Below are 24,742 nucleotides of genomic sequence, written 5' to 3'. Positions count from 1 at the left end.
ATACCTTGGAAAAAATCATCGTCCGCGGCGGTCGAAAGTTAAACGGTACAGTAAAGATCGAAGGAGCCAAAAATGCCGTTTTACCTGTCATCGCTGCATCTTTATTAGCTAGTGAAGGAAAGAGTGAAATTTGTGATGTTCCTAAGCTCTCCGATGTTTACACGATAAACGAAGTTCTCCGCTATCTCGGAGCAGAGGTTCGTTTTGATGGTAATCAAGTAGTTGTCGATGCATGCGGAGAGCTTTTAACGGAAGCGTCATTTGAATATGTTAGAAAAATGCGTGCATCTGTGCTTGTTATGGGACCTCTTCTTGCCCGCAAAGGCCGTGCACGTGTTGCTTTGCCGGGAGGATGTGCCATCGGATCCCGTCCGATTGATCAGCACTTGAAAGGCTTCGAAGCGATGGGTGCAACGATAAAAGTCGGCAACGGCTTTATTGATGCAGAAGTGAATGGCAGACTTCGCGGAGCCAAAATTTATTTGGATTTCCCAAGTGTCGGCGCAACAGAAAACATTATGATGGCAGCCGCACTTGCAGAAGGAACAACTGTAATCGAAAACTGTGCAAAGGAGCCTGAAATTGTCGATCTTGCGAATTTTATAAACAAAATGGGCGGAAATGTCCGCGGCGCAGGCACTGGTACTATCAGAATTGAAGGTGTAGATTCCTTGCACGGTGCAAAGCATTTAATTATTCCAGATCGTATTGAAGCAGGAACATTTATGGTTGCTGCTGCCATTACGAAAGGGAATGTCCTTGTAAAAGGAGCAGTTCCGGAGCATTTGACATCATTAATTGCGAAAATGGAAGAAATGGGCGTAACCATTATCGAGGAAGAAGAAGGCATTCGTGTCATTGGTCCGGAAACATTGAAGGCAGTGGATATTAAAACAATGCCGCATCCAGGTTTTCCTACTGACATGCAGTCTCAGATGATGGCCCTGCTGCTTCAGGCAAACGGAACTAGCGTAATTACCGAAACGGTATTTGAAAACCGCTTTATGCACGTAGAAGAATTTCGTCGTATGAACGGAGATATTAAAATCGAAGGCCGCTCTTGTATCATCAACGGTCCTGTAAAGCTTCAAGGTGCAGAAGTAACGGCAACCGATTTAAGAGCGGCAGCTGCATTAATTTTAGCTGGGCTTGCTGCAGAAGGGTATACACGGGTTACGGAGCTGAAGCATTTAGATCGCGGCTACGTCCGTTTTCATGAGAAGTTAAAAGAACTTGGCGCAGATATTGAACGTGTCAATGATGAAGCAGACATCCCGGCAATTGAACAACAAGCCGTTGCAACGAATTTAAATGTATAATTTCACAAAAGAAGCTAGCCTCTTTTAGGAGATGCTAGCTTCTTTTTCGTATTACCCGCTTATTTTTTTCATATTTTTTCGTTTTATACATAAAACTCCCCCCTGCAAACAGCATCTCCGATTTCAGTCATAAAAGGTTGTCCTTCCCCATAAACTTTACTGAAGTCAGCGATAAAAGAAATGGGGGCTGTAATATGAAACGAGTGAAACCGTTCTTTCTTTTTTTTGCAGCAATATTTTTCATTATTTTGATGGTGCCAAGTTTGCTGGTAGCCCCGTTTGCCGAGAAGACGAAAGCTACGCTTGGCGAGGAACTAGCCGAGAAGAAAACAACGGATGTGCTACAAAAGGAATCAAAAGTTTCTGTACCAATTTATCGTTCCCAAGAAAAAAAAATTGATGAAGTTCCGCTTGAAGAATATGTGGTCGGTGTTGTCGCCGCCGAGATGCCCGCAGAATTTGAAAAAGAAGCGTTAAAGGCTCAAGCTTTAGCTGCTAGAACATACATTGTGAAAGAGCTGTTTACGGGCCAAAATGTCGGCTCTCCCGAAGGAGCGGTAGTCACGGATACTGAGCTCCATCAAGTTTATAAAAATGAAGAAGAATTAAGGAGAATTTGGAAAAAAGATTTTGATTGGAAAATAAAAAAGATTAAAGAAGCTGTTGCCGAAACAAGAGGCCAAATTTTAACGTATGACGACAAGCCGATTGATGCTTCTTTTTTTTCAACGAGCAATGGATATACGGAAAATTCGGAGGCCATTTGGCCGAACGCCCTTCCTTATTTAAAAAGCGTGGAAAGCCCTTGGGATGAGAAATCGGAAAAATTTCTCGCCAGGGAGGTATTCACCGTTCAAGAGTTTGAACAAAAATTAGGGATTAAAATAGGGAAAGGCAATTCAATTGGAAAAATTATCGAAAGGACGCCAGGACACAGGGTCGCTCTAGTCGAAATTAACGGGAAAAAGTTTACTGGAAGAGAAATAAGAGAAAAGCTAGGTCTAAGGTCAACGGATTTTTCGTGGACATTGAAAGGCGACCAAATTATTGTTACGACAAAAGGATACGGACACGGAGTCGGCATGAGTCAGTACGGTGCCAATTTTATGGCGCAGGAAGGGAAAAATTATAAAGAGATTGTCTCTTATTATTACCAGGGAATTGAAATTTCGCAAGCCAACCCGTTTTTATCAAAATATATGGCGAAAAAATAAAAAATCGGTGCGTTTTGTGAGAAAATCGGTAATCGGTTTTCTCACATTTGTGTGCGCCCGGCATGGGTGTAATCTATAGGGTGAAAGTCCCGAGCTGCGAAGGCAGAAGTAGCAGTTAGCTTAACGCAAGGGTGTCCGTGGCGACGCGGAATCTGAAGGAAGCGAGCGGCAAACTTTAAGGTCTCTCGGAACACGAACTTCATATGAGGCTAGGTATCACTGGGTGAGTTTGCACAACAAAACAAAGCCCTTTCTGCCGAAGGTGATACAGAGTAAATGAAGCAGATGGATGGAAGGAAAGATTACACTCTTACCCGGGGAGGTCTGGCTGGCACGCCAAGTAACCTTGGTAACCTATCTAGTGATAGATAGCTGAACCGTCAGAAGTCAGCAGAGGTCATAGTATTAGTTGGTCTAGAACAACTAAGAAGGACCGAACAATTAAGAGAGAATAGCCCTTGGCATTCAGTGAGTCATGATGAACACAGGAAACGTAGTACCTCACTTGAGGGAGGAAGCGGTGAATCCCGTGGGAGACCTCTTGGAGGGTGGAGTGACCACTGGCATAAAGAGAACAGCTATTCACGGAAGTTATAAAGACTTGCGTCAATCATCTTAATTGAACCGCCGTATACGGAACCGTACGTACGGTGGTGTGAGAGGTCGGGGGTTAGTCACCCCCTCCTACTCGATTTCTTTAAGGCTACCGCTGATAGTGCCATTAAGCTGCCAACTTCATTTCGAACTAAATGAAATATTGATCGACTCGATAAATTCTTTTTTAGATCCCAGCCTTAAAAGCGCTGGGATCTTTTTAATGCTGCTAATTTGCAAAAAAACGTTTTTAGCTTCGATTCGTCTTTTTGGAAATAAAAGATTTTGACGATATAGTAGGATGCGAAAACACCGATTGTATCCTTAATAAGATCAATGATTGTCGCAGATCTTGAAGGAACGAAATATTGATGAATTTCATCACACAGCCCGTAAAAAACAGCGATCATCGCTGAGGCGAAACTTAATTTTTCTGTAAGCTTTTCATGGACAGCGAAGGCGAAAATGAAAAGCCAATAAAGAATTCCGAACTCAATGAGATGAAGCGACTCTTTCAATAAATGGTCGAACGAAAACGGCGTTTTGACGAAAGTGTCAGCTGGATAGCTAGATAAGATCCAAATGACCGCCATATATATAATCGGTAAAATACTGATTACATATACTGCAAACTTCTTCATGATCCAAACTCCTTCAAATATTTTTCAACAATATGCATAGAAAAAAACAAATAGCAAAAAATAAAAGAAAAAATTTTATTTTGATGTATAGATTCTCTCAAACTTGTTCACAATGGTTGCTGAGGTGATGAACAATGAGAGAGGAAGAAAAGAAACGTACTTCTCAAGGCTCGAAGTTCCAACAGTTTTTCAGAAAAAAATGGGTTTTTCCTGCTATTTATTTAGTCAGTGCAGCCGTTATTTTAACAGCCGTTTTATGGTATCAAGCAATCCGCAACAATGATGCAAACGATTTATCAACGGACGATGGTACAGACGTTTCCTATAATGAAGATCAATCGGTGGAAGTAAATCAATCCGTCGAAAACTTCAAAATGCCGGCCATCGATCCTGATGCTGTGAAAGTAGTAACAAACTTTTATGACTTTAATGCTTCAGAAAAAGAACAAGAAACGGCACTTGTCTTCCATAATAACACATACCATCCAAACCAAGGTATCGATATCGCATCAAATGATGGAAAAGCATTTGAAGTCACTGCATCTTTAAGCGGAACGGTTGCAAAAGCTGAAAAAGATTCCCTTTTAGGATATGTCGTAGAAATTGAACATGAAAACGGTGTAAAAACCATTTACCAATCGCTTGCCGATACGAAAGTACAGGCCGGCGACAAAGTTAAACAAGGAGAAATTATCGGACAAGCTGGGAAAAACCAATTCAATAAAGACGCTGGCGTCCATGTTCATTTTGAAATCCGCAAAGACGGTAAAGCCTACAATCCATTAAACTACATGGACGAGCCGTTAACAAGTTTAACTGAAAAATCTGTTGAAGAGCCTTCTGACGGGGCAGCACAAAAAGAAAATAATAAAGATGGAGAGGAAGCTACTTCAGACGAAACAGCCCCATCAGATGAAACTCAGCCTGATGAAGAACAATCTCAGTCAAAAGAAAATTCAGAACAAGAAAAATCTGATAATTCTACAACTAAACCTTAACTAATACAATCCTACTCAAACGAGTAGGTTTTTTTTGTCTAAATCATATCTGGTAAAAATTTAATGAGCATAGGCCGCTGAAATTTTCATAAAGAACAGACCGAAAAATTTTTCATAAACGGTACAAGAAACAACGTACGGTGAGGTGCAAGCGAGAAAGCAGGCTTGCCGAAACATTTTTTAAAAACATAATGTGAAGCGATCGAAAATTCACTTTATTCCATATATAATAAAATCAATCTAAGCAAGAGAAAGGAAGAAGCACGTGGAAAATATTCGCTTTCGAGATGCAACGATACATGACTTGCCTAAAATCGTCTCGATCTACAATTCAACGATCCCAAGCCGGATGGTGACAGCTGATACTGAACCTATTTCAGTGGAAGACCGTATACAGTGGTTTCATGAGCACAATCCAAAAACGAGGCCGTTGTGGATGATCGAGCAGGATGGAAGCGTTGCTGGCTGGCTCAGCTTTCAATCCTTTTATGGAAGGCCTGCTTATAACGGAACTGCGGAAATTAGCATTTACATTGATGAACAGTACCGGGGAAAACAAATCGGCGATTTTGCCTTGAAGACCGCTATAGAAAAGGCTCCAAGCCTCCAAATAAAAAATTTGCTTGGCTTTATTTTCAAGCACAACATCCCGAGCTTAAAGCTGTTTTACAAAAATGGCTTCCGCGATTGGGGGCACTTTCCCCGTGTGGCGGTACTGGACGGTGTTGAGCGAGATTTAGTGATAGTGGGGAAACGTGTAGCCGATTGAACGTATTAACAGTGTCTCCGCTCGCAATATAGTATTTTAGCTTCTTTTTCATTCGCCAGTTGAGAAAAAAGCGTCTTTTTAGCCAAACTGCAATCCTTTTTTACAACATGATTGTTCGACTGTTTAAATTTGTTTGAATCTATAGACTGATGTTGAGTTTTCCTGCGGAAAATTGTTCGCTGCATGATTATGGGCGATCCTGTTTTCTGGCAGTTTGTGCAGCGAAAGAAATTCAATCAGATCTGCCATCTGCGAGTATGTATATTTTAATTGCGTACCAGAGTATTAAATAAATGTTTGCTTCCATTGAGTGATAGGGGCTTTTTTATGTCGATTTCTTTTTGATACGAACGCTTCGATTAACGATTTATGTGGACTGGAAAACTTGCTTAACAGCAGCAATCCACCAGTGCTGAAAAAACATCCGCAGCAGCCGTTTTGGCCGGATTGACAAGCTTTACACAGAAGCAGCAAAAGTAAGTATCTTGCTGCGTAAAAGCACTTTTTCAAAAGGAGGGTGGAAACGGTGGAATTTTCGATTCAACCGCTTGGTGATACAGGAATCATCATTCAATTCGGCACGGAGATTTCCGAAGCAATTTATCAACAAATCCGCCAATATGTATATTGGCTGGAACAAAGCTGCATTGAAGGAATAGTCGAATGGGTTCCTGCTTACACCACCCTTGCTGTTTTTTATCGACCAAATATTATTTCGTACGATGAACTTTCTCAAAAGCTTTTAAAAATTGGAGAAAAGATAGAAAGCATGCCAGTGCCGGATCCAATAGTCATTGAAATCCCGACATTATATGGCAAGGAGGCAGGACCAGATATTCAGTTTGTTGCTGAAACGAATGGATTGTCGGTAGAAGAAGTAGTGAAGATTCATTCATCCTCCGATTATTTGATTTATATGATTGGGTTTGTTCCAGGGTTTCCATATTTAGGCGGGATGGACAAAAGGATTGCGGCGCCGAGGAAAAAGACACCCAGATCTAGAATTCCTGCCGGTTCAATTGGAATTGCCGGGGAGCAAACAGGGATTTATCCTTTGGAAACACCGGGAGGCTGGCAAATCATCGGGAGAACGCCTGTCAAATTGTATGATCCGCAGAAACAAGATCCAATATTGCTAAAAGCCGGTGATTACATCCGATTTGTCCCCATTACGGAAAGAGAATATGAAAAAATTGAACAGCAGGTGCTAAAGGGTTCATATAAAGTGGCCAAATATAAAAAGGAGGCGGCAGAAACATGATATCTGTTGACTTAAACAGCGATTTAGGGGAAAGCTTCGGCCATTTTAAAATTGGAAATGATGAAGAGCTGCTTCGCTGTATTTCTTCAGCCAACATTGCTTGTGGATTTCATGCCGGCGACCATAATGTCATGATGCGGACTGTAGAGCTTGCGAAAAAGTTTGATGTGGCGATAGGCGCTCATCCAGGGTTGAACGATTTAGCCGGATTCGGACGAAGGGAATTGAAAGTATCTCCTGAGGAAGTCTACAATATGGTCGTTTATCAAATTGGAGCTTTGCAGGCTGTGGCGGCATCAAAAGGGATGAAGCTGAACCATGTGAAGCCCCACGGCGCTCTATACAATATGGCTGAAAAAGACAAGGCGTTAGCGGAGGCGATTGCTCAAGCAGTAAAAGATGTTGACGAGTCGCTTATCCTATATGGACTCTCAGGAGGCGTCCTTTGCCGTGCGGGGGAAAAGATCGGACTTACGGTCGCGCATGAAGTCTTTGCCGACAGAACGTATCAGCCTGACGGAACATTAACTTCAAGATCAGAAAAAAATGCAATCATACACGATCCAGAGGAAGCGGTAGAAAGAGTTCTCCGTATGGTGAAGGAGGGAAAAGTAGCGGCAATAAACGGGCATGACATCCCCATTCAAGCTGATACAATCTGCATCCATGGCGACGGTCCGAAGGCATTAGCATTCGCTGAAGCTTTAAAAAGCAAACTGGAAGAAGAAAATATTCGTATTGTCAATCCGGGAGCGAAAAAAGATGAAAGAAATATTGTTAGTTGAAAAGCCTGGTTTGTTAACGACTGTTCAAGATTTAGGAAGAACGGGCTATCAGCAATACGGAGTTGTTGTTGCCGGCGCTATGGATTCGTTTTCCATGCAAATCGCAAATCTTTTAGTCGGCAACCGAAAAGATGAAGCGGTGCTGGAGGTAACAATCGCAGGTCCTTCCTTAAGGGCCGTCCGTGATATTGTGATTGCGATATGCGGAGGCGATCTAGCGGCAAAAATCAATGGGAAAGACGCTCCGTTATGGAAAAGCGTGCTGCTGAAAAAGGGAGATCAGCTTTCTTTTACCGGCTTGAAAAGCGGAGCGAGAGCCTATATCGCAATCGCAGGCGGAATTAACGTCCCTAAGGTCATGGGGAGTAAATCAACGTACTTAAAAGCGGGAATAGGAGGATTAAATGGAAGAGCCCTTCAAAAAGGGGATGTAATCATGGGTTCGGATGCTGTAAAAACAAGTACGATTGGCCGAATGTTATCCCCTTCCCTTATCCCGAAATACGAAAAGCACATGACCATTCGCATTGTCCCGGGTCCACATGAAGAAGCGTTTACAAAAGAAGGAATCGACACTTTTTTTTCTTCTGTATATGAAGTCACACCGCAATCGGACAGAATGGGCTATCGGCTGAAAGGGCCGAAAATTTCTCATAGAAAGCCTGCCGACATTTTGTCGGAAGCAGCTCCCCTTGGCGGAATTCAAATACCTGCTGACGGACAGCCGATCATTTTAATGGCTGATCGGCAAACAACGGGCGGATATACGAGAATCGGAACAGTTATTACAGTGGATTTGATGTACGTTGCTCAAGCAGTGCCAGGGGCAAAGATTCGCTTTCAGCCGGTTTCCGTTCAAGAGGCTCAAAAGCTTTATTTTGAGCAGATGCGCATCATACGCCAAATTTCAGTCGGAGCTGGCATATACGATGAATAAACAGAAGTTTGGAAAGAGAACGTACTGCATCACAGCGTTAAATATGAAATGTGTGATGATTGCGCGGAATCTTATAGAATGCGGCCCGATAAGAATGAACAAAACGGGAACAATTTAATGTGTTTTGGTATTTTGCACTAATAAAAGCTTGAGAAAGCCAGATAATTTCGGAACTTAACAAGCAAGGGAGAACCTTTCCATATTACCAAAGGAGCTAAGATAAAGTTTTTCCTGTTTTGCCATAAGAATCGATACTTTGCTTTATAGATTATAGAACCATTTCCTATTTTTCGACGGGGCTGTCTAATAAGTCGATTTTCCGGCTTATAGACGCCCCTTTAATGTTTTAGAAACGTTGATATATCAATGCTTATGATGTTTCGTTTTCAATGGATTTTGACTTTCTGGACAGCCCCGTTTTTTTTTCACTGGAATTATACATATTTCCCGGAAAATGATTGGCGTATATCGTCGAAAAACTAATCAATGAAAAGTGTCGAAACATGCCCTCGACTTTAAGTGGAAAATAAATTTTCATAAATCCCTTGTCCTTCTTGACTTTTCAAGAATATATCTTCACCCAAGCTAATAAAATGTTACAAACCTAACAAGAGAGTGTTTGAGGTGAGGGATCGTGGAGATAGATGATCAATACAGCAAAAATGGCAACTTTAGATTCTACATCATGTATATAGCTGTATACACTGTGCATGCGAATCTCATTTCACACTTCTCACATCCACATTAGGGAGGTCGAGTGGTGTGCACGATTACATCAAAGAACGCACAATCAAGATTGGAAAGTATATCGTGGAGACGAAAAAAACTGTTCGTGTCATCGCGAAAGAGTTTGGCGTTTCCAAGAGTACCGTCCATAAAGATTTAACGGAAAGGCTGCCGGAGATAAATCCTGATTTAGCAAACGAAGTAAAGAAAATACTAGATTATCATAAATCGATTCGCCATCTTCGTGGCGGAGAAGCAACAAAATTAAAATATAAAAAAGAAGAACAGCAAAAAGAACCGATAAAACGATGATGATTCTCGACGCCAACCGACAAAACTCTCCGAAAATCTTGTCTTTTTTTACAAAATCATACTTTTTATGCAATTATATGATACAATAAGAAATTAGGATATTAGTTGGAGAGATGATGATTGGCAAGGGAGGATCATAGTAATATGTTTTCAAAAGATGTAGGAATCGACCTAGGAACAGCAAATGTGCTGATTCATGTAAAGGGCAGAGGCATTGTGTTAAATGAGCCTTCTGTTGTGGCACTTGACCGCAACAACGGAAAGGTGTTAGCGGTTGGCGAGGAAGCGAGACGTATGGTTGGCCGTACACCTGGCAATATTGTTGCCATACGCCCGCTGAAGGATGGTGTCATCGCAGATTTTGATATTACAGAAACAATGCTCAAACATTTTTTGAATAAGTTAAATGTCAAAGGCATTATATCAAAGCCGCGGATTTTAATTTGCTGCCCGACAAACATTACTTCAGTGGAGCGGAAAGCGATCCGAGAGGCAGCTGAAAAATGCGGCGGCAAGCAAGTCTTTTTAGAGGAAGAACCAAAAGTAGCTGCAATTGGCGCTGGGATGGAGATTTTCCAGCCGAGTGGAAACATGGTGGTGGATATTGGCGGCGGGACGACGGACATAGCTGTACTATCCATGGGTGATATCGTTACCGCCTCGTCCTTGAAAGTGGCTGGAGACAAATTTGATCTTGAAATTTTAAATTATATTAAACGGGAGTATAAGCTTCTGATCGGTGAACGAACTGCAGAAGATATTAAAGTGAAAGCGGCAACAGTATTTCCAGGTGCACGCGACGAAGAAATCGATATTCGGGGTCGTGATATGGTCACAGGACTGCCTCGGACGATCACTATTAGGTCGAAAGAAATCGAGCAAGCATTAAAAGAACCTGTCGAAGCCATTATTCAAGCAGCTAAAAATGTGTTGGAGCGCACACCTCCTGAGCTGTCTGCAGACATCATTGACCGCGGTGTTATTTTAACAGGCGGCGGAGCACTCCTGCATGGGCTTGATCTGCTCTTGTCTGAAGAGCTGAAGGTTCCGGTTACCATAGCGGATGATCCGCTGCACTGCGTTGCTGTCGGAACAGGAATCATGCTTGAAAACATGGACAAACTGCCAAAAAGAAAGTTTATATAACAAAATCGTAGCAATAAGTTTTTTAGAAATCGGCTTTTACGCCGATTTTTTTACTATTAAATCTGAAAGACCAATTCTTGCTTTTACATACCCATTCAGCTCCCAACATCCAAATGATATTTTTCTTTATGAACAGTTTGGAAAGGAGACGGAAGATAAAAGACCTATCAGAAAATTGTGATCTTTTACCTATAAGATAATAAAAAAATTGTAATGAGAATCATCGAAAAGTCCTTTATAATATAAAATTAGGAGAACATGTCGGATTTGTTGGATGGGGTGAAAAATCATGCTTCGAGGATTCTATACAGCTGCAGCAGGAATGCTCACACAGCAGCGCCATGCGGAAATGCTTTCAAACAATATAGCCAACGCTAACACGCCGGGATATAAATCTGACCGGGCTGCAATACGGGCTTTTCCGGAAATGCTTTTGTCAAGAATTGAAACAAAAAACGGTGTGACAAATATTTCGGAAGTTGGATCTGTCAATACAGGCGTTTATATGCAAGAATTGATTCCACTATTTACCCAAGGGGATATCCGTGCAACTGATTTGCCGACTGATGTAGCTTTAGTGGAAGAAGCGGTTCCAATTCATGAAGAAACGAATTTAAAAGGCACTCTCTTTTTTGCTGTTGAAACGGGAAATGGTGAAGTGAAATATACGAGAAACGGCCACTTTACGATTGATGAGCAAGGCCGCCTGACAATGGCAGGAAACCCTGTCCTGTCTGTAGCCGGAACGCCGATTATTATTGAAGGAAACGATTTTACTATTACGCCTGAAGGAGAAGTTCTGGAAAACGGGCAATACACAGGTCAAACGATCGACATTCGGTTTGAAGATGATGTCCGCAATCTTGTCAATGAAGGGAATGGCTTGTTTCGAACGGCTGACGGAACAGAGCTGCCAAGTGCAATTGGAAACGGCAATGTGCAATATGTGCTGCGCCAAGGATATATTGAACGTTCCAACGTTGATGTTGCAAGGGCTTATACGGATATGCTGACAGCCTATCGTTCTTTTGAAGCAAATCAGAAGGTGCTGCAAGCATATGACAGAAGTATGGACAAAGCAGTCAATGAAATCGGCCGCATCGGCTGACAAAGAGGTGTTGTAAATGCTCCGCTCAATGATTACAGCGACTAATACGATGAATCAGTTACAGCAGCAATTGGATGCAATCGGTCATAACTTAGCGAATATCGATACAAACGGTTATAAAAAAACGAGCACAACCTTTCACGAATTGATGAGACAAGAGCTGAACAATCAGCCGGATCTTCAAAAAGAAACAGGCAGATTGACTGATTACGGCCTTCGTCTTGGCGTCGGCGCCAGACTGGATAAACAGCTTGTCTTTCATCAAGGCGCTATTAAAACGACAGGCAGAGAGCTAGATGTTGCGCTTTTACACAAGGATCAGTTTTTACAAGTGGAAGTAGACGGCGAGGTCCGGTATACAAGAGACGGTGCTCTTTATTTATCTCCTGCAAACGATGGTACGAACCGCCTTATGCTTGTGACGAAAGACGGCTACCGAGTGCTTGATGAAAATCAAAACCCGATTTACTTGGACGGAGATATTCACGATATTGTCATTTCTGCAAACGGGACACTTACAGCAGCGTCACGGAATGAAGAAGAACTGCCGCAAACGGTTAATCTTGGAGTTGTCAGAGTAGATCGTCCGAGCATGATGATTTCACTCGGCAATAATATATACGGCTTACAGCAATTAGGAAACGTGCCCATCACAGATGTGCTGACGAATTTGGAAGGGGATTTGCGGACGGAAATCGGCATGCGGCAAGGGGCTCTGGAAAGCTCAAATGTCGACCTGACTCAAGAAATTACAGACTTAATGATCGCACAACGCTCCTACCAACTAAATGCTCGGTCAATCACGATCGGCGATCAAATGCTTGGACTAATCAACACGGTGAGGTAATAGGGCGATTTCTGCAATTGTGTTGAACAGTTGAAAATCGGCAAAAATGCAATTTAACAAGTTTTACCTTTAGCCTTAAACGGGTGTTGGCGTGAATATAGAAATAGGTCTTTTTGATCTTTGACCTTAAAAGAAGCTGCTGTAGCAGCTTTTTAAAACTTGTTAATTTTTTAAGGGAGTTTTTATGATGGCTGCTCAGGAAAAAGTTGATATTTTAACAAGGGAAGAACGGAAAAAAGCGAAAAAAGAGGACGGAGTCAAGAGAAAAACGCGCACACGAGTCCGGCTTATTCCAATTTGGCTTCGTCTCATTTTACTTGTTTTTGGAATGGTCATCAGCATGGCAATCGGTGCGATGATCGGATATGGAGTGTTGGGGGACGGACGTCCATTAGATGCACTTAAACCGTCTACATGGCAGCACATCATAGATCTTGTTGAAAAGGACGCGTAATTCTAATATACTTGATGAAAGACTGGGGGAATTTTCCTCCTTGTTAAGATCTTCTGCAAGACTGGTTCTAAGAAACGAGTTGATGCATTGCTCAGATGCCGGAGATCGGGAGACGAAAAAATGGGGCATAATTCGTTTATTAGAGCCATAAAAAGCTGCGGAAACAGACTATCGTTTTAACGGATTTCCGAAAGAAGTCTCCCATCCTCAAGGAATGTGTAGGGCGTAGCCCAATGAGTAGGTGGGAGATGAATTTCGATTGGCTTTAGCCAACGAATATGATAGAATATGGCTAGAACGGACACCTTCGGAGCGAAGGGAAGCGTAAAGGGTTCTTGTGTGTGGCTTACCGTTCAGCGAACACACACAAGTCGCTTGAAGCCCCAACCTCTAAGCGAAGCGTAGGTGGTGGGTAGTTCACTCCTTAAGGAGGCATCTTCATGTTGGATATTCAGCAAATAAAAGAGATCATACCACATCGATATCCGTTTTTGCTAGTGGATCGAGTTGTTGAATTAGAGGAAGGCAAGCGGGCGGTCGGCATCAAAAATGTCACAATTAACGAACCGTTTTTTAACGGACATTATCCGGATTATCCGGTTATGCCAGGCGTTTTGATCGTTGAAGCACTGGCTCAAGTAGGCGGAGTTGCCATGATGAAAAAAGAAGAATATAAAGGGAAGCTCCCTCTTTTTGCTGGCATTGATAAATGCCGTTTTAAAAGACAAGTACGCCCCGGTGATCAACTAAAACTGGAAGTGGAAATTATTGTACAGCGGGGTCCGATCGGAAAAGCAAAAGGAATTGCAAAAGTTGATGACGAAATCGCTTGTGAAGCTGAATTAACATTTGCTGTGAAATAAACGGGTGCCTTATAATGGCATCTGTTTTTTATTAAAAAGGCAAATTAGACAGCCGCTTTTTTCAAAAGTTTTCAAGGAGGCTGTTGTATTGACCTCGTTTTGAATGTACTTGCATCTTAAAAGATCTTCTTTCTGTATTCTCTCCCAAAATTTTCGATGTGCTCCAGTACGGTGTATTCATCTCTATATCTTCATTTTTTATTTCTTCTGATGTTGAAAATATGGCTTTCGTTTGTTTTTCCCCGATTATGAGCCCTTCTAAAGTGTTTTCTCTTACATTTGGATATGAAAATGTTGGATTGCAAAAGTTTATTTTCGAAATCGTTCTTTTACGAATATTCCTTCTTATCCTTTCTTCAATCTATGTCATCATATACTGAAGGTTGAAAAATTAATCTGTATTTTAGAAAAATTTGTTGAATGTGTTAAAAATACTTGGGCATGTTAAGAACGTATAACAATAGGAAAGGAGCAATCATATGAAAAAGAAATGGATGTACATGTTGTTTAGCTTGCTAATGGCGTTTATGGTGGTAACAGGGTGCAATACGAATGATGAGGTCCCTCCGGACAATAATGACGATACAGAAGAAAATCTAGGTCCAACAGATGAAGACAATAACGGGAATACTTTAGATGAAGAATTGCCACCGGATGATGAAGAAGGTGCCGATAACAATCAAGATGATACTGCCGACGATAATAACGACGAAAACAACATGGAACAAGAAAATCAATAATTAAAGAAGGCCGTCCGTGCCTTCTATTTTATTTTTAGGAGTTAAATGAGGTGTCTCATAACTGATTTAAGTTAAAATTGATTATATGTGGAGCATCTGCGGTTTCATCTAGGCAAATCTGGCCAGGATTTTTGTTGGCTTTCACATTAAAATACGCATGACTATCCTTTTTCATGGAGGACTATTCAATTTTTTTTAAATCGGGATTTTGCTTTCGGATCATTGATTTTATTGATTGCTTTACTAAATGCCTCCAGCAGCTCTTGTCCAGATAGACCTTTTGAAATTAATTCTCTGAGGACCATTTCTGCTTCCTGTTTGGAAGTTCGGTTATTATAAATTCTGCCGTCAAAAAGGACAGAAATATGATCCTTTAACATAGTGATCGAACGAATTTTTGCAATGATATGAGCGGGTCTGTTATTTTTTTTAGTAATCGTGGCTAAAAGCTTGAGTTCATCATTATTTTGCAAATGGTGTTCAAAATAAGGACGAAACTGTTTAGAAAGAAGCACCTCAATTAACCACGAATTTTCGCCGTCCTCTTTATTAATGATCAGCCCATCAGCAAGAGGTAAATTTTCGATGCGGTTTTCCTGATCTTTCCTCTCAACTTTCAATTCGACAAGCTTAAAGGTTTTCATGGTTCAAGGCCCCCAACTAGAGTTTATGCTTTATTATAACATAAAATAAAAAAGGCTTGACAAAAGTCAGCCTTTACTCTATTTTCAACAGTTCATGAATCATCGTAGCAACATACTGGGATAATTGCTGTTGATTATGATTCGTTTGCGCTAATTTTTTAATCGCATCGTATAAATTTGGATGCTTTATTAAAAAGTCGATTACTTCCTCCAAATGTTTTTCCGACCGATACGGTTCAAGCACTTCTGCCAACATGCTCGGGGTACCGCCTTGACCAACTAGATGATCAATGCTGATTTCGAGTGCTTCACTAATCGAAACAAGCTGCTCCAGACTAGGCTGCTGCACTCCAGTTTCCAATTTGCTGATTACTGATCTTGTCATATTCAATTTTTCGGCCAGCTGTTTCTGAGTCCATCCTTTTTCTTTTCGGAAAAATTTCATATTCATTTGAAATTTTTGCTGTGCGTTCACGATTCCACCAACTTTTCCATACCATTAAAAATATGGTAAAGGAAAAAGAAGGCATCGTCAGATCGTAATAGGATCAATAAAATCTACGTTCCGTATTAGAACGAAATTGAAAAATGAAGAAAATACAAGAGATATGGAGAATTTTCGACAATTTATAGGAAAAATGAACTAAAATGCATATATTACAAATATTTCGTAAATATAGATAATTTTGACATTAAGGATTATACTTTTTTAAAAAGGCCTAAGGGGGGATTTGATGACGAAATATAAACTCAAAAAAATTCATATCATCCGCGGTTATGAAAATAGAACTAGAAATAAGGAATTCATGATGTTGAGAATTGGCGATTTTTCCGAAAACGAGCTTAGTTATCATTATTTTCAAGTTCCGAACGATGCGGTCATTGACGTATATTTTCAAATGGAGGATAAATTGTCGATATTGCGGGTAATGTTTGGGATGCAAGAAAAGCAGTTTTATCTTCAGTTGTTTACATACAACCACACAACTCATCGGTATGAAGAAGAAATCATAGATGAGGAAATGAAATCTTCTCCAATCTTCTCAAAGCTTTTGCAGAACATACACATCTATGGGTCGAATCATTTTTCCTTCATTACGACAAAAAATATGAAAAACCCCGAAAAATAATAAATCGTCGTTTATTTTCGAAAAATAGCTATAGGAAAATGAGAAAATCAACGTTGTTAAAGACGGAAAAATCTAAAAATAGACATTTTTCTATTTTTTTAACTTCAGCTACAATAAGGGTGCACATTACGAGAAGGGAGGGATGATGTGATCAACCATGTGACGCTCGTCGGTCGATTAACGAAAGATCCTGAAATCCGCTATACAAGTGAAGGGGCTCCTGTTGCCAATATTACGCTGGCTGTGAGCCGCAACTTTCGCAATGCGGCAGGGGAAATCGACACAGATTTTGTTCATTGTACACTTTGGAGACGAACAGCTGAAAATACTGCAAATTACTGCCGGAAAGGATCGATCGTTGGCGTAATCGGAAGAATTCAAACGCGCAACTATGAAAACAGCGAGGGCAAAAAAGTGTACGTAACAGAAGTTGTTGCGGATTCCGTTCGATTTATGGGCACTCCGCCGCAAAGAATGCGGGCAAGAGAACTTTTCGATCCGGAATCCGCATCTGAACAGCCTGAGGCAAAGTAAATTTGACTTTAAAGGAACAACAACCCTTCTGTCCTCAGCAAAATAAGGCATGTTTGAAGTAAAGTAAGTTTGCTTTTGATTCCGCAGAAGAAACGTAAATCAATCTTATGAGAAGAAAGTCCACCTTTTGACACAAATCGAAAATGAACTTCCGTTAGCTAAGTCGTCCGCTTTTTTTCCTTCCAGTGAAAAGAAAAAATCACAAGGCATCCCCTAAAAGCTCCTTCAACCTTTGGCCAGCCGTTTTTTGAGGCTGGCTGTTTTGTTGAGAGGAAAGGAATTATTATCTAATGAAAGGCAAGAGCCGTTTTTTAGAAATGACGTTTTGATCCATTTTGTTCAAATTTTTTAGAGATGAAAATGATGCTTCATTTTATAAAAGCTTCAACCGCTCCATTCTTGGCTTCCTTTTAATGTATTTATGCTGTTTCGTCGAGACTGCTTCCAACTTCCGGTCTTTGCCTCAGCCTCATTAAAATTGATAAGACTCCAAGATCTTTTTTTGTGGTGTATAGACTCCGCTCCTCACTCCCAAAAAGAGTGGTTAAAAGAGTTCTTATTTATTTGCAGCTTTTATTAATTCTTCATAAAGTTTTTCCCATTCCGGGGCATGTGTTTCCGTTTTAGAATCTTTTTTTGCCAAGAAGATTCCCTCCTTTTTTAACAGCTTAAGAATGGAATAATCCCTTTGCTTTCAAACTTTGACAAAAGAAGTCGCTAAAGTAGACACGGTCACTTTTTAAAAAGCTTTACATTTAAAAAAACCTTAACACTTTATCTCTTTTTTATTCCTCAGTCGTTTTCGATCGATGCAGACACGCTTTATCGTCTTTCTTCATTTCTGAGTGCAATTAAGTCCTTCAATTCTTCTGTGGAAAGTTCGGTGATCCAGTTGTCGCTTTGGATCAGCTCTTCGTTTAATGCTTGTTTTTTCTCGATCATGTCGTCGATTTTTTCTTCAATTGTGCCGGTGGTAATCAGTTTATGCACGTGGACAAACCGCTTTTGGCCGATGCGGTAGGCGCGGTCGGTTGCCTGGTTTTCAACGGCCGGGTTCCACCAACGGTCAAAATGGATGACGTGGTTGGCGGCTGTCAAATTTAATCCTGTGCCTCCGGCTTTCAGCGACAAAATAAACAAGCGGCTGCCTCCATTTTGAAACGTCTCGACAAGTTTGTCCCTTTCTGTTTTGGATAAGCCTCCGTGCAAAAATAAAACGTCTATTTTAAATGTTTTTTCAAGCAAGTTTTGCAGCATTTTTCCCATTTGAATGTATTGTGTAAAAATTAAACAGCTTTCGTCTTGATCCAAAATAGCTTCAACTAATTCAAGCAGCTTATCGATTTTATGAGACCGGCCTTGAAGAGTAGAAACAGCCTCTTCCTTCAAATAAAGAGCGGGGTGATTGCAAATTTGTTTCAGCTTGCCCAGCATTTTTAAAATGAGCGCTTTCCGCTCGAAGCCGTCCGCTTTCATAACTTCATCAAATGTGTCTTTGACAAGCTGTTCATATAATGATGCCTGCTCGACGGTGAGCGGCACGTACTCCTTTTGTTCTTGTTTTTCCGGTAAATTCAATGCGACATGCTCATCGCGTTTTGTTCTTCGAAGCAGAAACGGCCTGATGATGCTCTGCAGTTTTTGAATTTTGTCCGGTTTTTCCCCTTTTTCGATCGGAAGCACATATTGCTTCTGAAATTGGTGAAGGCTTCCTAAAAGACCTTTATTGATAAAATCAAAAATGGCCCAAAGCTCCGTCAAACGGTTTTCTATCGGCGTTCCTGTCAGCGCAATGCGCTGATGGCTGTTCAATTTCCGGATAGATCGCGATTGTTTCGTATGGGCGTTTTTAATATTTTGCGCTTCATCGATGCAGAGGCTGGACCAATGAACAGAAGAAAGTTCGTCAAAATCTACGTGGCTCAAGCCGTATGACGTCAAAACAATATCGGAGCACAAAACCTTTTTTTGAAACGCTTCGCCTTTTTTCCGATTCTGGCCGTAATGTAAATAAACGTTTAATTGAGGCGCGAATTTTTCTATTTCTTTTTGCCAGTTGCCAAGCACGGATGTCGGCACGATGATCAGTGCGGGCGTTTCCGGCTTCTCCCGTTCTTTCACATATTGAAAATAAGCGATCATTTGTACTGTTTTCCCGAGCCCCATATCATCTGCTAAACATGCGCCAAATCCGAAACGGCGCAAAAACAGCAGCCAATCCACGCCTTGTTTTTGATAAGGGCGGAGGGTGCCGGTGAAATGTTTCGGCAGGCTTACCGAAGGAATTTCCGAAAGCTCACCCAGCTGTTTCACCATTTTTTTCAATGTGCTGTTCAATTTGATTTCGATCCCAGCAAATGGACGCTCTGGCTCGTCCCCCTCCTCGTGATTTCGTCCAAATTCTTGTTCTAATATATCAAAAATGTGGAGACCCTCTTTTTCTGCACGCTTCAGCATTTTCTTCATCTGTTCGATCATTGACGGATCAAGCATGATCCATTTTCCCCGTATGTTAACGAGCCGCCGTTTTTGCTCAACCAGTTGTTCAAATTCTTCTTCGGTCAGCTCCACGCCGTTTGTTGCAATCCGCCAATTAAAGTCGATGAGGGAATTCATCCCGACAAACGATCTTCCTTTTGGAGCGGATTTCACATGCGCTTTTAATGCCAAACTAGATTGCTTCACCGCCTGCCACCAAGATGGCAGGAGAATCTCGACGCCTGAATTGATGAATGTTTCGCTTGCTTCAAATAAAAAACGCCACGCTTCTTGTTCGTTTAATAGAGCTTCTCCATTTTCAAATGCAAGCCATGGGACGATTGTAGAAAATCGCTGCTGTTCACGCTCAATCGTGTCCGTATATTTCCGCCATTTAGCCGGCAGCGAGCTTTTCCCCTTGTATAAAAGAAAAGAATCTTTGTCTGTTTGGTCTCGCAAAAACATTTCCAGTCTCCAAATGCCGCCATCCTGTTCAGGTTCATTTAAACGAAAGCCGATTTGAAACGGCTGATCGTTTAATCGCCAGCCTATTTTCTCAAGCCAGTCCTGCTCGTCAAGAAAATGCCCTTCAAACGATGTGAGCAAAGGATATGCTTGGACAAGCTGATCCCAAGCGCGTTTCGCTCCTGCGCTTCTTTCCAAAAGGTCAGAAACGGCAGCGGAAAACCATGGAAGATCAATTTCCTTAACCGTGTTATCCTTCGGCTTCCAGCCCAGCTTTTCTTTTTGCCAAGATGAGTAATCAGGCATGAAGTTACCGGTCTGAACAAGCTGAAAAATCAGTTCAGCTGTTTGCGATGTCTGGGCAAGATCGCTAGAAAAGGAAATATCGAGCAAAGAGTTGACCGGTTGTTTGGCAAAAAATTCGACCGCCTGCCATGGCGAAAGCAGAATACAATTGTCTGATACACGCAAATCGGTGCCATAAAAGGAAGAAGTATGCCAAATAAATGCATATTGCTGCCATTCCTTAAGAGAAAGAAAGGTGCCAGCTTCATCTGTACACCAAATGCTGTATTGATGATCTCCGATTTTCTCAGCACAAATCACAAGACTAGTTGTGGTGAACATGTCCCCACTTCCTTTTCTGTTGAATACTTTTGATCTTTAACCTATACATTACATCAATTTCCCTTTTACGAGCTCCTCTTGAAAAGCGCGAAGGCGTTTATACTCGCTCGTAATATGCTGAAAATAGTGTTCCCAAGTGTCCATATCGCCCATTTTTTTATAAACGCGTTTCAGCCTTTTTAAATATTTCACAGCGTCTTTGTAGCTTGATCGGTTTTTGGCAGCGATTTTGCCGGCAATTTCTTGATGCAAGAGGGGAAGCAGCACACCGGGTGCTTTTTTTTCAATGACAGTAAGAAGCCGGCTCTCTACATCATCTAGAGAGAAACCGATCGAAAGCTGAAGCTCCGCCCATGTATGAAACAGGCCTTTTTCTATTAAATATTCATGATAAACTGCATAGCTGTACGGAAGAAGCTTTCGGCAAGCGTGTTCGAACGTCTCGTCATCCCCAACTTGAGCACGGTAATGTTCAAACTCATTTAATAAATAATATATCGTTTCTTGTCGATCGTAAAAATATTCTACTTGAATATACAAATTGGCTTGATCAAGAATTACCGGAACCCATTTTCGGAACCGTTTAAATTCTTTTCGTTTATTCATCGATATAATCCAATCAAACAATAACGGCAAAAGTGGAAGCTCAGTTTCGTTCAAATAATGGATGATGCGGTCATCGTTTTTGTCCAAAAAATCAAAATGGAAAATAGCGAGTTCGCATTCAAGAATGAACAAACCGCCTTTTTTCATTTCATCATCTTTTCGATGTTCAAGCATCGTCCGCTCTTCTTCTATCCACTTTTTTCGGTTCAATAAATACTCCCAGATGATCCGGTAAATAACGACTCGCTCGTAAAGAAAAGCTTTGCCGCAAAACAAAAGCTCGCGGATGTGATCCCTCATGTCATGTAAAATGGGATCAGCGGAAAAAGGTAAAGGCGTTGTTTTGATTTGCTTTACATGTTCAATGATCTCAAGCTGCAATTCTTCTATCACCTGAGCAGCATACTGGAAAAGAGCTGGCGAATTTGTATTTGGTTCGTTTTGATGGCAAAAACGGCAAATTTCAACAAGCAGACTACTTGCCAGCATGATATGGTAGAGAGGTTTTAATTCTCGGTTTTCAGGCTCCTTTTTTTTCAGAAGCGGATACACTTTATACCAAATCGCATAAATTCTTTGTGTACCGAAGAGCGTTTCGACATTGTCCAGTTCGGCTTTAAAAAGCTCCGCCCAATCTTCGGCCGATTGTTCACTCGGCTTCATTCCTTTTTGAATCAAGCCTTCCTCCTTCCACATGACAAGTTTTTTGTTTGGATTTTCTTTCCATTTGCTAAAAAAATTACCGAGATCGTCTGTAAATGCATAAATATATAAAAAAACAGCAATGAGATGACGGCATGGAAACTCATTAGAACAGGAGCAGCTTGACAGCTGAAAATATTCCAAATCAAGCTTGACATATGCGCGCTTTACGTCCTCAACAGCCGCCGAAATAAATATTCCTTCCTGCTTGACATTAAACACGTTTCCTTGTCTATATAAAAGAAACCCTTTTTTTATCCACTCACGGTGTTCCTCTGTTTCAGGGGAAAGCATGTTTATCACTTGTTCTGAACAATGAAGCACTAATTCTTTATCGAATATATGGGAAGGCATGAGAAGTTCGCTCCTTTGTCGTTTATAGGCAACACGTTCCTTACGATTATAGCGCAAAATGCGAAATTGAACACGATTCTTGTCTAGTAAACTATTGCAACTTTGATTTGATGTTAGTATAATTGTCATATCTTGCTGTTTATTTTTGTAAAAATATGAAGAAAGGAAATTTTTCAGAATGGAAGAGACAAAGAAAATCCAGGATGAATTTCTGAAAATTCTCCTTAATGCGTATAAGCAAGGTGAAACGAACGAACATGTCACAACGAAAGAATTGTTAAAACAGCTTGAACATGAGATTAAAAAGGTGTATGTATCATAGCTGTGGGATTGTGGCATTATCCCGCAACATACTGAAAGTAGCTGGCATCCGCCAGATACTTTCAAACAAAAATAGAAATATACGAAATCAAGTAGAGAAAAAAGGTTTGTTTTTCTCTACTTGATTTATTTTAAGTGACTTATCTGACATCTCCTTTCATTCTGCATGTTTTAAAAGCTAGGGAACGTTTGATTGTTCTATCTCCTCCGAACTAAAAATAAGCCTTTTTTCCTGTAAACATCATAAGGCAGCTGACCGATATGGGTAATGTAGTTCTTACTTCATATTATTTTTGTAAGGATTTGTGAAGTTTTTGATGACGCTTTCTTGGTATTTGCTAGGAGAAGCGCATCAGGGGAAGGGGAGGGTGAAGGGTTGAAGGGTCAATGGTTGACACCGGAAGAAATCGAGGCAAGAAGAAAAATTAAAAAAATGTGCCTTTATATCATTTTTCCGGTTTTTGCTGTTGCCATTGGGGTGGCTTCTGCAATTTTGCTGAATACGATGTAGGAAGAAAGTGTAAGGAGGTGAATTGAAGCGATTCGCCTCCTTGCGCTTTTTTCTGAAAAAGGACAAAATTCTCTATAAAAATTGTCGAATCAACTAGATGTTGGAAGAATTTAATATTATAATAAATTGATAGGTAATGACATTTTTTGCAACGGAGGTAAACATGGAAGAAACAATTAGTTTAAAAGAGATATTGGATACATTGAAAAAACGGATCAGCTTAATTATTCTCATTACGGCGATTGCAACGGCGGCAAGCGGCATTGTCAGCTATTTTTTTATTACTCCGATTTATCAAGCTTCCACCCAAATTTTAGTCAACCAAACGAAGGATGACCAAGCCGCTTTTCAATACAACGAAATTCAAACGAATTTGCAGCTCATTAATACATACAATGTCATTATTAAAAGTCCAAGAATTTTGGAGCTGGTGATTGAAGAGCTGGGTTTAAACGAGACGGTCGATGAATTAAATGAAAAAATTACGGTCGGAAGCGAAAAGGACTCGCAGGTCGTCAACATTTCCGTTCAAGATCCTGACCCGAATCATGCAGCAAATATTGCCAACACGATCGCGAGCGTTTTCCAAAAGGAAATTAAAAATATTATGAACGTTGACAATGTCAACATTTTGTCGAAAGCGGAAGTGAAAGAGAATGCTTCCCCTGTCAAGCCGAAGCCTGTGTTAAATATGGCGATTGCGTTTGTTGTCGGATTGATGGCCGGCGTCGGACTTGCGTTTTTGCTTGAATATCTTGACAACACGGTAAAGACGGAGCAGGATATTGAGAAGCTTTTGGAGCTTCCTGTGCTTGGGGCAATTTCTGAAATGGATAATGAAATGAACAGTTCGACAATGAATCAAGCGGTCAAAAAATCGAGAGTCAGGGGTGAGACGTATGGCGCCTAGAGCGAAAGGAATGAAGCAAAAACAGCGCACATTGATCACGGCGCTAAACCCGAAATCGCCGATCTCTGAACAATACCGGACGATTAGGACAAACATTCAATTTTCGTCTGTGGACCATGAAATTCGTTCAATCATGATTACATCAACTGGCCCTGGAGAAGGGAAGTCGACAACGGCGGCAAACTTGGCTGTTGTGTTTGCTCAGCAAGGGAAGCAGGTGCTGTTAATTGACGCCGATTTGCGCAAACCGACAGTTCATTATACATTCCGGCTGCAAAACATTCACGGATTGACGAGCGTGCTGTTAAGAAATGCGACTTTACAGGAAGCTGTGTCGGTAAGTGAAGTTGATCATTTGGACGTTTTAACGAGCGGACCGATTCCTCCGAATCCAGCCGAGCTTTTGTCATCGAGAAGCATGGTGGAGCTGCTCAAAGAAGCTTATGATCATTACGACATTGTGATTATTGATTCTCCGCCTCTTTTAGCGGTAGCGGATGCGCAAATTTTGGCTAATCAAGTCGATGCGTCGATCATGGTGGTGGCAAGCGGAAAAACGGAGAGAGAAGCAGCGTTAAAAGGAAAAGAATCATTGTTGTCGGCAAAAAGCAAGCTGCTAGGAGTTGTATTAAACGGCAAGCCGCAGAAAGACAGCCATTATTACTATTATTACGGCGGGAAAAATTAGGTATTTTTTCCTATTTTTCTTTGAAAAAAACAGTCTACTTGTTTAAAATGAGAATATC

The 24,742-nt window shown here is 41.0% G+C and carries 25 protein-coding genes; 20 read left to right on the top strand and 5 right to left on the bottom strand.

Translation table 11 applies throughout. The features are described from left to right. Window positions 1-5: 5 nt before the first annotated feature. Together murA and spoIID are read left to right on the top strand one after the other, a co-directional pair. Window positions 6-1,319 (top strand): UDP-N-acetylglucosamine 1-carboxyvinyltransferase, encoded by a 1,314-nt coding sequence (gene murA / locus NSQ44_RS17270; RefSeq protein ID WP_311066654.1) that lies wholly within the window; start codon window positions 6-8, stop codon window positions 1,317-1,319. Between the two features lie 194 nt (window positions 1,320-1,513). Next, window positions 1,514-2,533 (top strand): stage II sporulation protein D, encoded by a 1,020-nt coding sequence (spoIID, locus tag NSQ44_RS17265; RefSeq protein ID WP_094244707.1) that lies wholly within the window; start codon window positions 1,514-1,516, stop codon window positions 2,531-2,533. Window positions 2,534-3,327: 794 nt separating this feature from the next. On the opposite strand, the gene NSQ44_RS17260 is transcribed toward spoIID, so the two are convergent. Then, on the bottom strand, window positions 3,328-3,768 hold the full coding sequence (locus NSQ44_RS17260) for a VanZ family protein (RefSeq protein ID WP_340857811.1): 441 nt from the start codon (window positions 3,766-3,768) through the stop codon (window positions 3,328-3,330). A 134-nt stretch (window positions 3,769-3,902) separates the two neighbouring features. On the opposite strand from NSQ44_RS17260, the gene NSQ44_RS17255 reads away from it, so the two are divergent. From NSQ44_RS17255 to NSQ44_RS17200, 12 genes are all read left to right on the top strand, one after another. Next, the gene (locus NSQ44_RS17255) at window positions 3,903-4,766 is read left to right on the top strand and encodes a M23 family metallopeptidase (RefSeq protein WP_340857809.1); all 864 of its coding nucleotides are present in this window, start codon (window positions 3,903-3,905) and stop codon (window positions 4,764-4,766) included. A 265-nt stretch (window positions 4,767-5,031) separates the two neighbouring features. After that, window positions 5,032-5,535, top strand: coding sequence for a GNAT family N-acetyltransferase (locus tag NSQ44_RS17250; protein WP_066248016.1), 504 nt, complete (start codon window positions 5,032-5,034; stop codon window positions 5,533-5,535). 526 nt (window positions 5,536-6,061) lie between these two features. Next, window positions 6,062-6,796 (top strand): 5-oxoprolinase subunit PxpB, encoded by a 735-nt coding sequence (pxpB, locus tag NSQ44_RS17245; RefSeq protein WP_327864006.1) that lies wholly within the window; start codon window positions 6,062-6,064, stop codon window positions 6,794-6,796. Further along, window positions 6,793-7,581 carry a LamB/YcsF family protein gene (locus NSQ44_RS17240; RefSeq protein WP_063389002.1) on the top strand — a complete coding sequence of 263 codons (789 nt, stop codon included), beginning with the start codon at window positions 6,793-6,795 and terminating at the stop codon, window positions 7,579-7,581. Before pxpB ends, NSQ44_RS17240 begins: the two co-directional genes overlap by 4 nt. Beyond that, entirely contained in the window at window positions 7,559-8,518 is a 960-nt protein-coding gene (locus tag NSQ44_RS17235) for a 5-oxoprolinase subunit C family protein (protein ID WP_340857807.1), read from the top strand. The genes NSQ44_RS17240 and NSQ44_RS17235 overlap by 23 nt, the downstream gene beginning before the upstream one ends. A gap of 762 nt (window positions 8,519-9,280) precedes the next feature. Beyond that, window positions 9,281-9,556 (top strand): sporulation transcriptional regulator SpoIIID, encoded by a 276-nt coding sequence (gene spoIIID / locus NSQ44_RS17230; RefSeq protein ID WP_063388999.1) that lies wholly within the window; start codon window positions 9,281-9,283, stop codon window positions 9,554-9,556. 144 nt (window positions 9,557-9,700) lie between these two features. Further along, on the top strand, window positions 9,701-10,702 hold the full coding sequence (locus NSQ44_RS17225; protein WP_063388998.1) for a rod shape-determining protein: 1,002 nt from the start codon (window positions 9,701-9,703) through the stop codon (window positions 10,700-10,702). 289 nt (window positions 10,703-10,991) lie between these two features. Beyond that, window positions 10,992-11,810: a flagellar hook-basal body protein gene (locus NSQ44_RS17220; protein ID WP_063388997.1), complete on the top strand. Its 819-nt coding sequence runs from the start codon at window positions 10,992-10,994 to the stop codon at window positions 11,808-11,810. Between the two features lie 16 nt (window positions 11,811-11,826). Further along, window positions 11,827-12,657: a flagellar hook-basal body protein gene (locus NSQ44_RS17215; protein ID WP_094244699.1), complete on the top strand. Its 831-nt coding sequence runs from the start codon at window positions 11,827-11,829 to the stop codon at window positions 12,655-12,657. Between the two features lie 187 nt (window positions 12,658-12,844). Continuing rightward, complete coding sequence (locus NSQ44_RS17210) at window positions 12,845-13,111, top strand: DNA-directed RNA polymerase subunit beta (RefSeq protein WP_066248025.1); 267 nt, start codon at window positions 12,845-12,847, stop codon at window positions 13,109-13,111. Window positions 13,112-13,551: 440 nt separating this feature from the next. After that, window positions 13,552-13,974, top strand: coding sequence for a 3-hydroxyacyl-ACP dehydratase FabZ (gene fabZ, locus NSQ44_RS17205; RefSeq protein WP_063388994.1), 423 nt, complete (start codon window positions 13,552-13,554; stop codon window positions 13,972-13,974). Window positions 13,975-14,453: 479 nt separating this feature from the next. Next, window positions 14,454-14,714 (top strand): hypothetical protein, encoded by a 261-nt coding sequence (locus tag NSQ44_RS17200; protein ID WP_340857806.1) that lies wholly within the window; start codon window positions 14,454-14,456, stop codon window positions 14,712-14,714. A 185-nt stretch (window positions 14,715-14,899) separates the two neighbouring features. Here the strand turns inward: NSQ44_RS17200 and NSQ44_RS17195 are convergent, their stop codons facing one another. Together NSQ44_RS17195 and NSQ44_RS17190 are read right to left on the bottom strand one after the other, a co-directional pair. Next, window positions 14,900-15,358, bottom strand: coding sequence for a YwpF-like family protein (locus tag NSQ44_RS17195; protein WP_340857804.1), 459 nt, complete (start codon window positions 15,356-15,358; stop codon window positions 14,900-14,902). A gap of 73 nt (window positions 15,359-15,431) precedes the next feature. After that, window positions 15,432-15,833, bottom strand: coding sequence for a helix-turn-helix domain-containing protein (locus NSQ44_RS17190; protein WP_339210631.1), 402 nt, complete (start codon window positions 15,831-15,833; stop codon window positions 15,432-15,434). Window positions 15,834-16,092: 259 nt separating this feature from the next. On the opposite strand from NSQ44_RS17190, the gene NSQ44_RS17185 reads away from it, so the two are divergent. Next, the gene (locus tag NSQ44_RS17185) at window positions 16,093-16,488 is read left to right on the top strand and encodes a hypothetical protein (protein ID WP_066248035.1); all 396 of its coding nucleotides are present in this window, start codon (window positions 16,093-16,095) and stop codon (window positions 16,486-16,488) included. Between the two features lie 147 nt (window positions 16,489-16,635). After that, window positions 16,636-17,022 (top strand): single-stranded DNA-binding protein, encoded by a 387-nt coding sequence (locus NSQ44_RS17180; RefSeq protein WP_094244693.1) that lies wholly within the window; start codon window positions 16,636-16,638, stop codon window positions 17,020-17,022. Window positions 17,023-17,844: 822 nt separating this feature from the next. Here NSQ44_RS17180 and NSQ44_RS17175 read toward each other — a convergent pair. Next, window positions 17,845-20,592: a DEAD/DEAH box helicase gene (locus NSQ44_RS17175; RefSeq protein ID WP_340857802.1), complete on the bottom strand. Its 2,748-nt coding sequence runs from the start codon at window positions 20,590-20,592 to the stop codon at window positions 17,845-17,847. 48 nt (window positions 20,593-20,640) lie between these two features. Beyond that, complete coding sequence (locus NSQ44_RS17170) at window positions 20,641-22,254, bottom strand: SWIM zinc finger family protein (protein ID WP_340857801.1); 1,614 nt, start codon at window positions 22,252-22,254, stop codon at window positions 20,641-20,643. Between the two features lie 178 nt (window positions 22,255-22,432). Here NSQ44_RS17170 and NSQ44_RS17165 point away from each other — a divergent pair, with 178 nt between their 5' ends. The 4 genes from NSQ44_RS17165 to NSQ44_RS17150 all read left to right on the top strand — a co-directional run bounded on the left by NSQ44_RS17165 (window position 22,433) and on the right by NSQ44_RS17150 (window position 24,684). Continuing rightward, window positions 22,433-22,576 (top strand): hypothetical protein, encoded by a 144-nt coding sequence (locus NSQ44_RS17165; RefSeq protein ID WP_198318547.1) that lies wholly within the window; start codon window positions 22,433-22,435, stop codon window positions 22,574-22,576. 375 nt (window positions 22,577-22,951) lie between these two features. After that, window positions 22,952-23,086, top strand: coding sequence for a hypothetical protein (locus NSQ44_RS17160; protein ID WP_339210625.1), 135 nt, complete (start codon window positions 22,952-22,954; stop codon window positions 23,084-23,086). A 163-nt stretch (window positions 23,087-23,249) separates the two neighbouring features. Then, window positions 23,250-23,996 carry a YveK family protein gene (locus NSQ44_RS17155; RefSeq protein ID WP_066248041.1) on the top strand — a complete coding sequence of 249 codons (747 nt, stop codon included), beginning with the start codon at window positions 23,250-23,252 and terminating at the stop codon, window positions 23,994-23,996. Continuing rightward, a complete protein-coding gene (locus tag NSQ44_RS17150) occupies window positions 23,986-24,684 on the top strand; it encodes a CpsD/CapB family tyrosine-protein kinase (RefSeq protein WP_117017292.1) in 699 nt (232 codons plus the stop codon). The genes NSQ44_RS17155 and NSQ44_RS17150 overlap by 11 nt, the downstream gene beginning before the upstream one ends. The last annotated feature ends 58 nt before the right edge of the window (window positions 24,685-24,742 follow it).

The sequence above is a fragment of the Aeribacillus sp. FSL M8-0254 genome (assembly GCF_038008845.1).
Taxonomy (GTDB): domain Bacteria; phylum Bacillota; class Bacilli; order Bacillales; family Aeribacillaceae; genus Aeribacillus; species Aeribacillus composti.
The sequence above is the reverse complement of the archived record's forward strand: the minus strand, read 5'-3'. Positions and strand labels throughout refer to the sequence as shown.

What these genes read in the sequence shown, in the direction of transcription:
- spoIID (WP_094244707.1), top strand. Translation starts at nt 1,514, where the DNA reads ATGAAACGAGTGAAACCGTTCTTTCTTTTTTTTGCAGCAATATTTTTC.
- NSQ44_RS17260 (WP_340857811.1), bottom strand. Translation starts at nt 3,768, where the DNA reads ATGAAGAAGTTTGCAGTATATGTAATCAGTATTTTACCGATTATATAT.
- NSQ44_RS17255 (WP_340857809.1), top strand. Translation starts at nt 3,903, where the DNA reads ATGAGAGAGGAAGAAAAGAAACGTACTTCTCAAGGCTCGAAGTTCCAA.
- NSQ44_RS17240 (WP_063389002.1), top strand. Translation starts at nt 6,793, where the DNA reads ATGATATCTGTTGACTTAAACAGCGATTTAGGGGAAAGCTTCGGCCAT.
- NSQ44_RS17235 (WP_340857807.1), top strand. Translation starts at nt 7,559, where the DNA reads ATGAAAGAAATATTGTTAGTTGAAAAGCCTGGTTTGTTAACGACTGTT.
- NSQ44_RS17225 (WP_063388998.1), top strand. Translation starts at nt 9,701, where the DNA reads ATGTTTTCAAAAGATGTAGGAATCGACCTAGGAACAGCAAATGTGCTG.
- NSQ44_RS17220 (WP_063388997.1), top strand. Translation starts at nt 10,992, where the DNA reads ATGCTTCGAGGATTCTATACAGCTGCAGCAGGAATGCTCACACAGCAG.
- NSQ44_RS17215 (WP_094244699.1), top strand. Translation starts at nt 11,827, where the DNA reads ATGCTCCGCTCAATGATTACAGCGACTAATACGATGAATCAGTTACAG.
- NSQ44_RS17210 (WP_066248025.1), top strand. Translation starts at nt 12,845, where the DNA reads ATGGCTGCTCAGGAAAAAGTTGATATTTTAACAAGGGAAGAACGGAAA.
- fabZ (WP_063388994.1), top strand. Translation starts at nt 13,552, where the DNA reads ATGTTGGATATTCAGCAAATAAAAGAGATCATACCACATCGATATCCG.
- NSQ44_RS17200 (WP_340857806.1), top strand. Translation starts at nt 14,454, where the DNA reads ATGAAAAAGAAATGGATGTACATGTTGTTTAGCTTGCTAATGGCGTTT.
- NSQ44_RS17195 (WP_340857804.1), bottom strand. Translation starts at nt 15,358, where the DNA reads ATGAAAACCTTTAAGCTTGTCGAATTGAAAGTTGAGAGGAAAGATCAG.
- NSQ44_RS17185 (WP_066248035.1), top strand. Translation starts at nt 16,093, where the DNA reads ATGACGAAATATAAACTCAAAAAAATTCATATCATCCGCGGTTATGAA.
- NSQ44_RS17175 (WP_340857802.1), bottom strand. Translation starts at nt 20,592, where the DNA reads ATGTTCACCACAACTAGTCTTGTGATTTGTGCTGAGAAAATCGGAGAT.
- NSQ44_RS17170 (WP_340857801.1), bottom strand. Translation starts at nt 22,254, where the DNA reads ATGCCTTCCCATATATTCGATAAAGAATTAGTGCTTCATTGTTCAGAA.
- NSQ44_RS17165 (WP_198318547.1), top strand. Translation starts at nt 22,433, where the DNA reads ATGGAAGAGACAAAGAAAATCCAGGATGAATTTCTGAAAATTCTCCTT.
- NSQ44_RS17155 (WP_066248041.1), top strand. Translation starts at nt 23,250, where the DNA reads ATGGAAGAAACAATTAGTTTAAAAGAGATATTGGATACATTGAAAAAA.
- NSQ44_RS17150 (WP_117017292.1), top strand. Translation starts at nt 23,986, where the DNA reads ATGGCGCCTAGAGCGAAAGGAATGAAGCAAAAACAGCGCACATTGATC.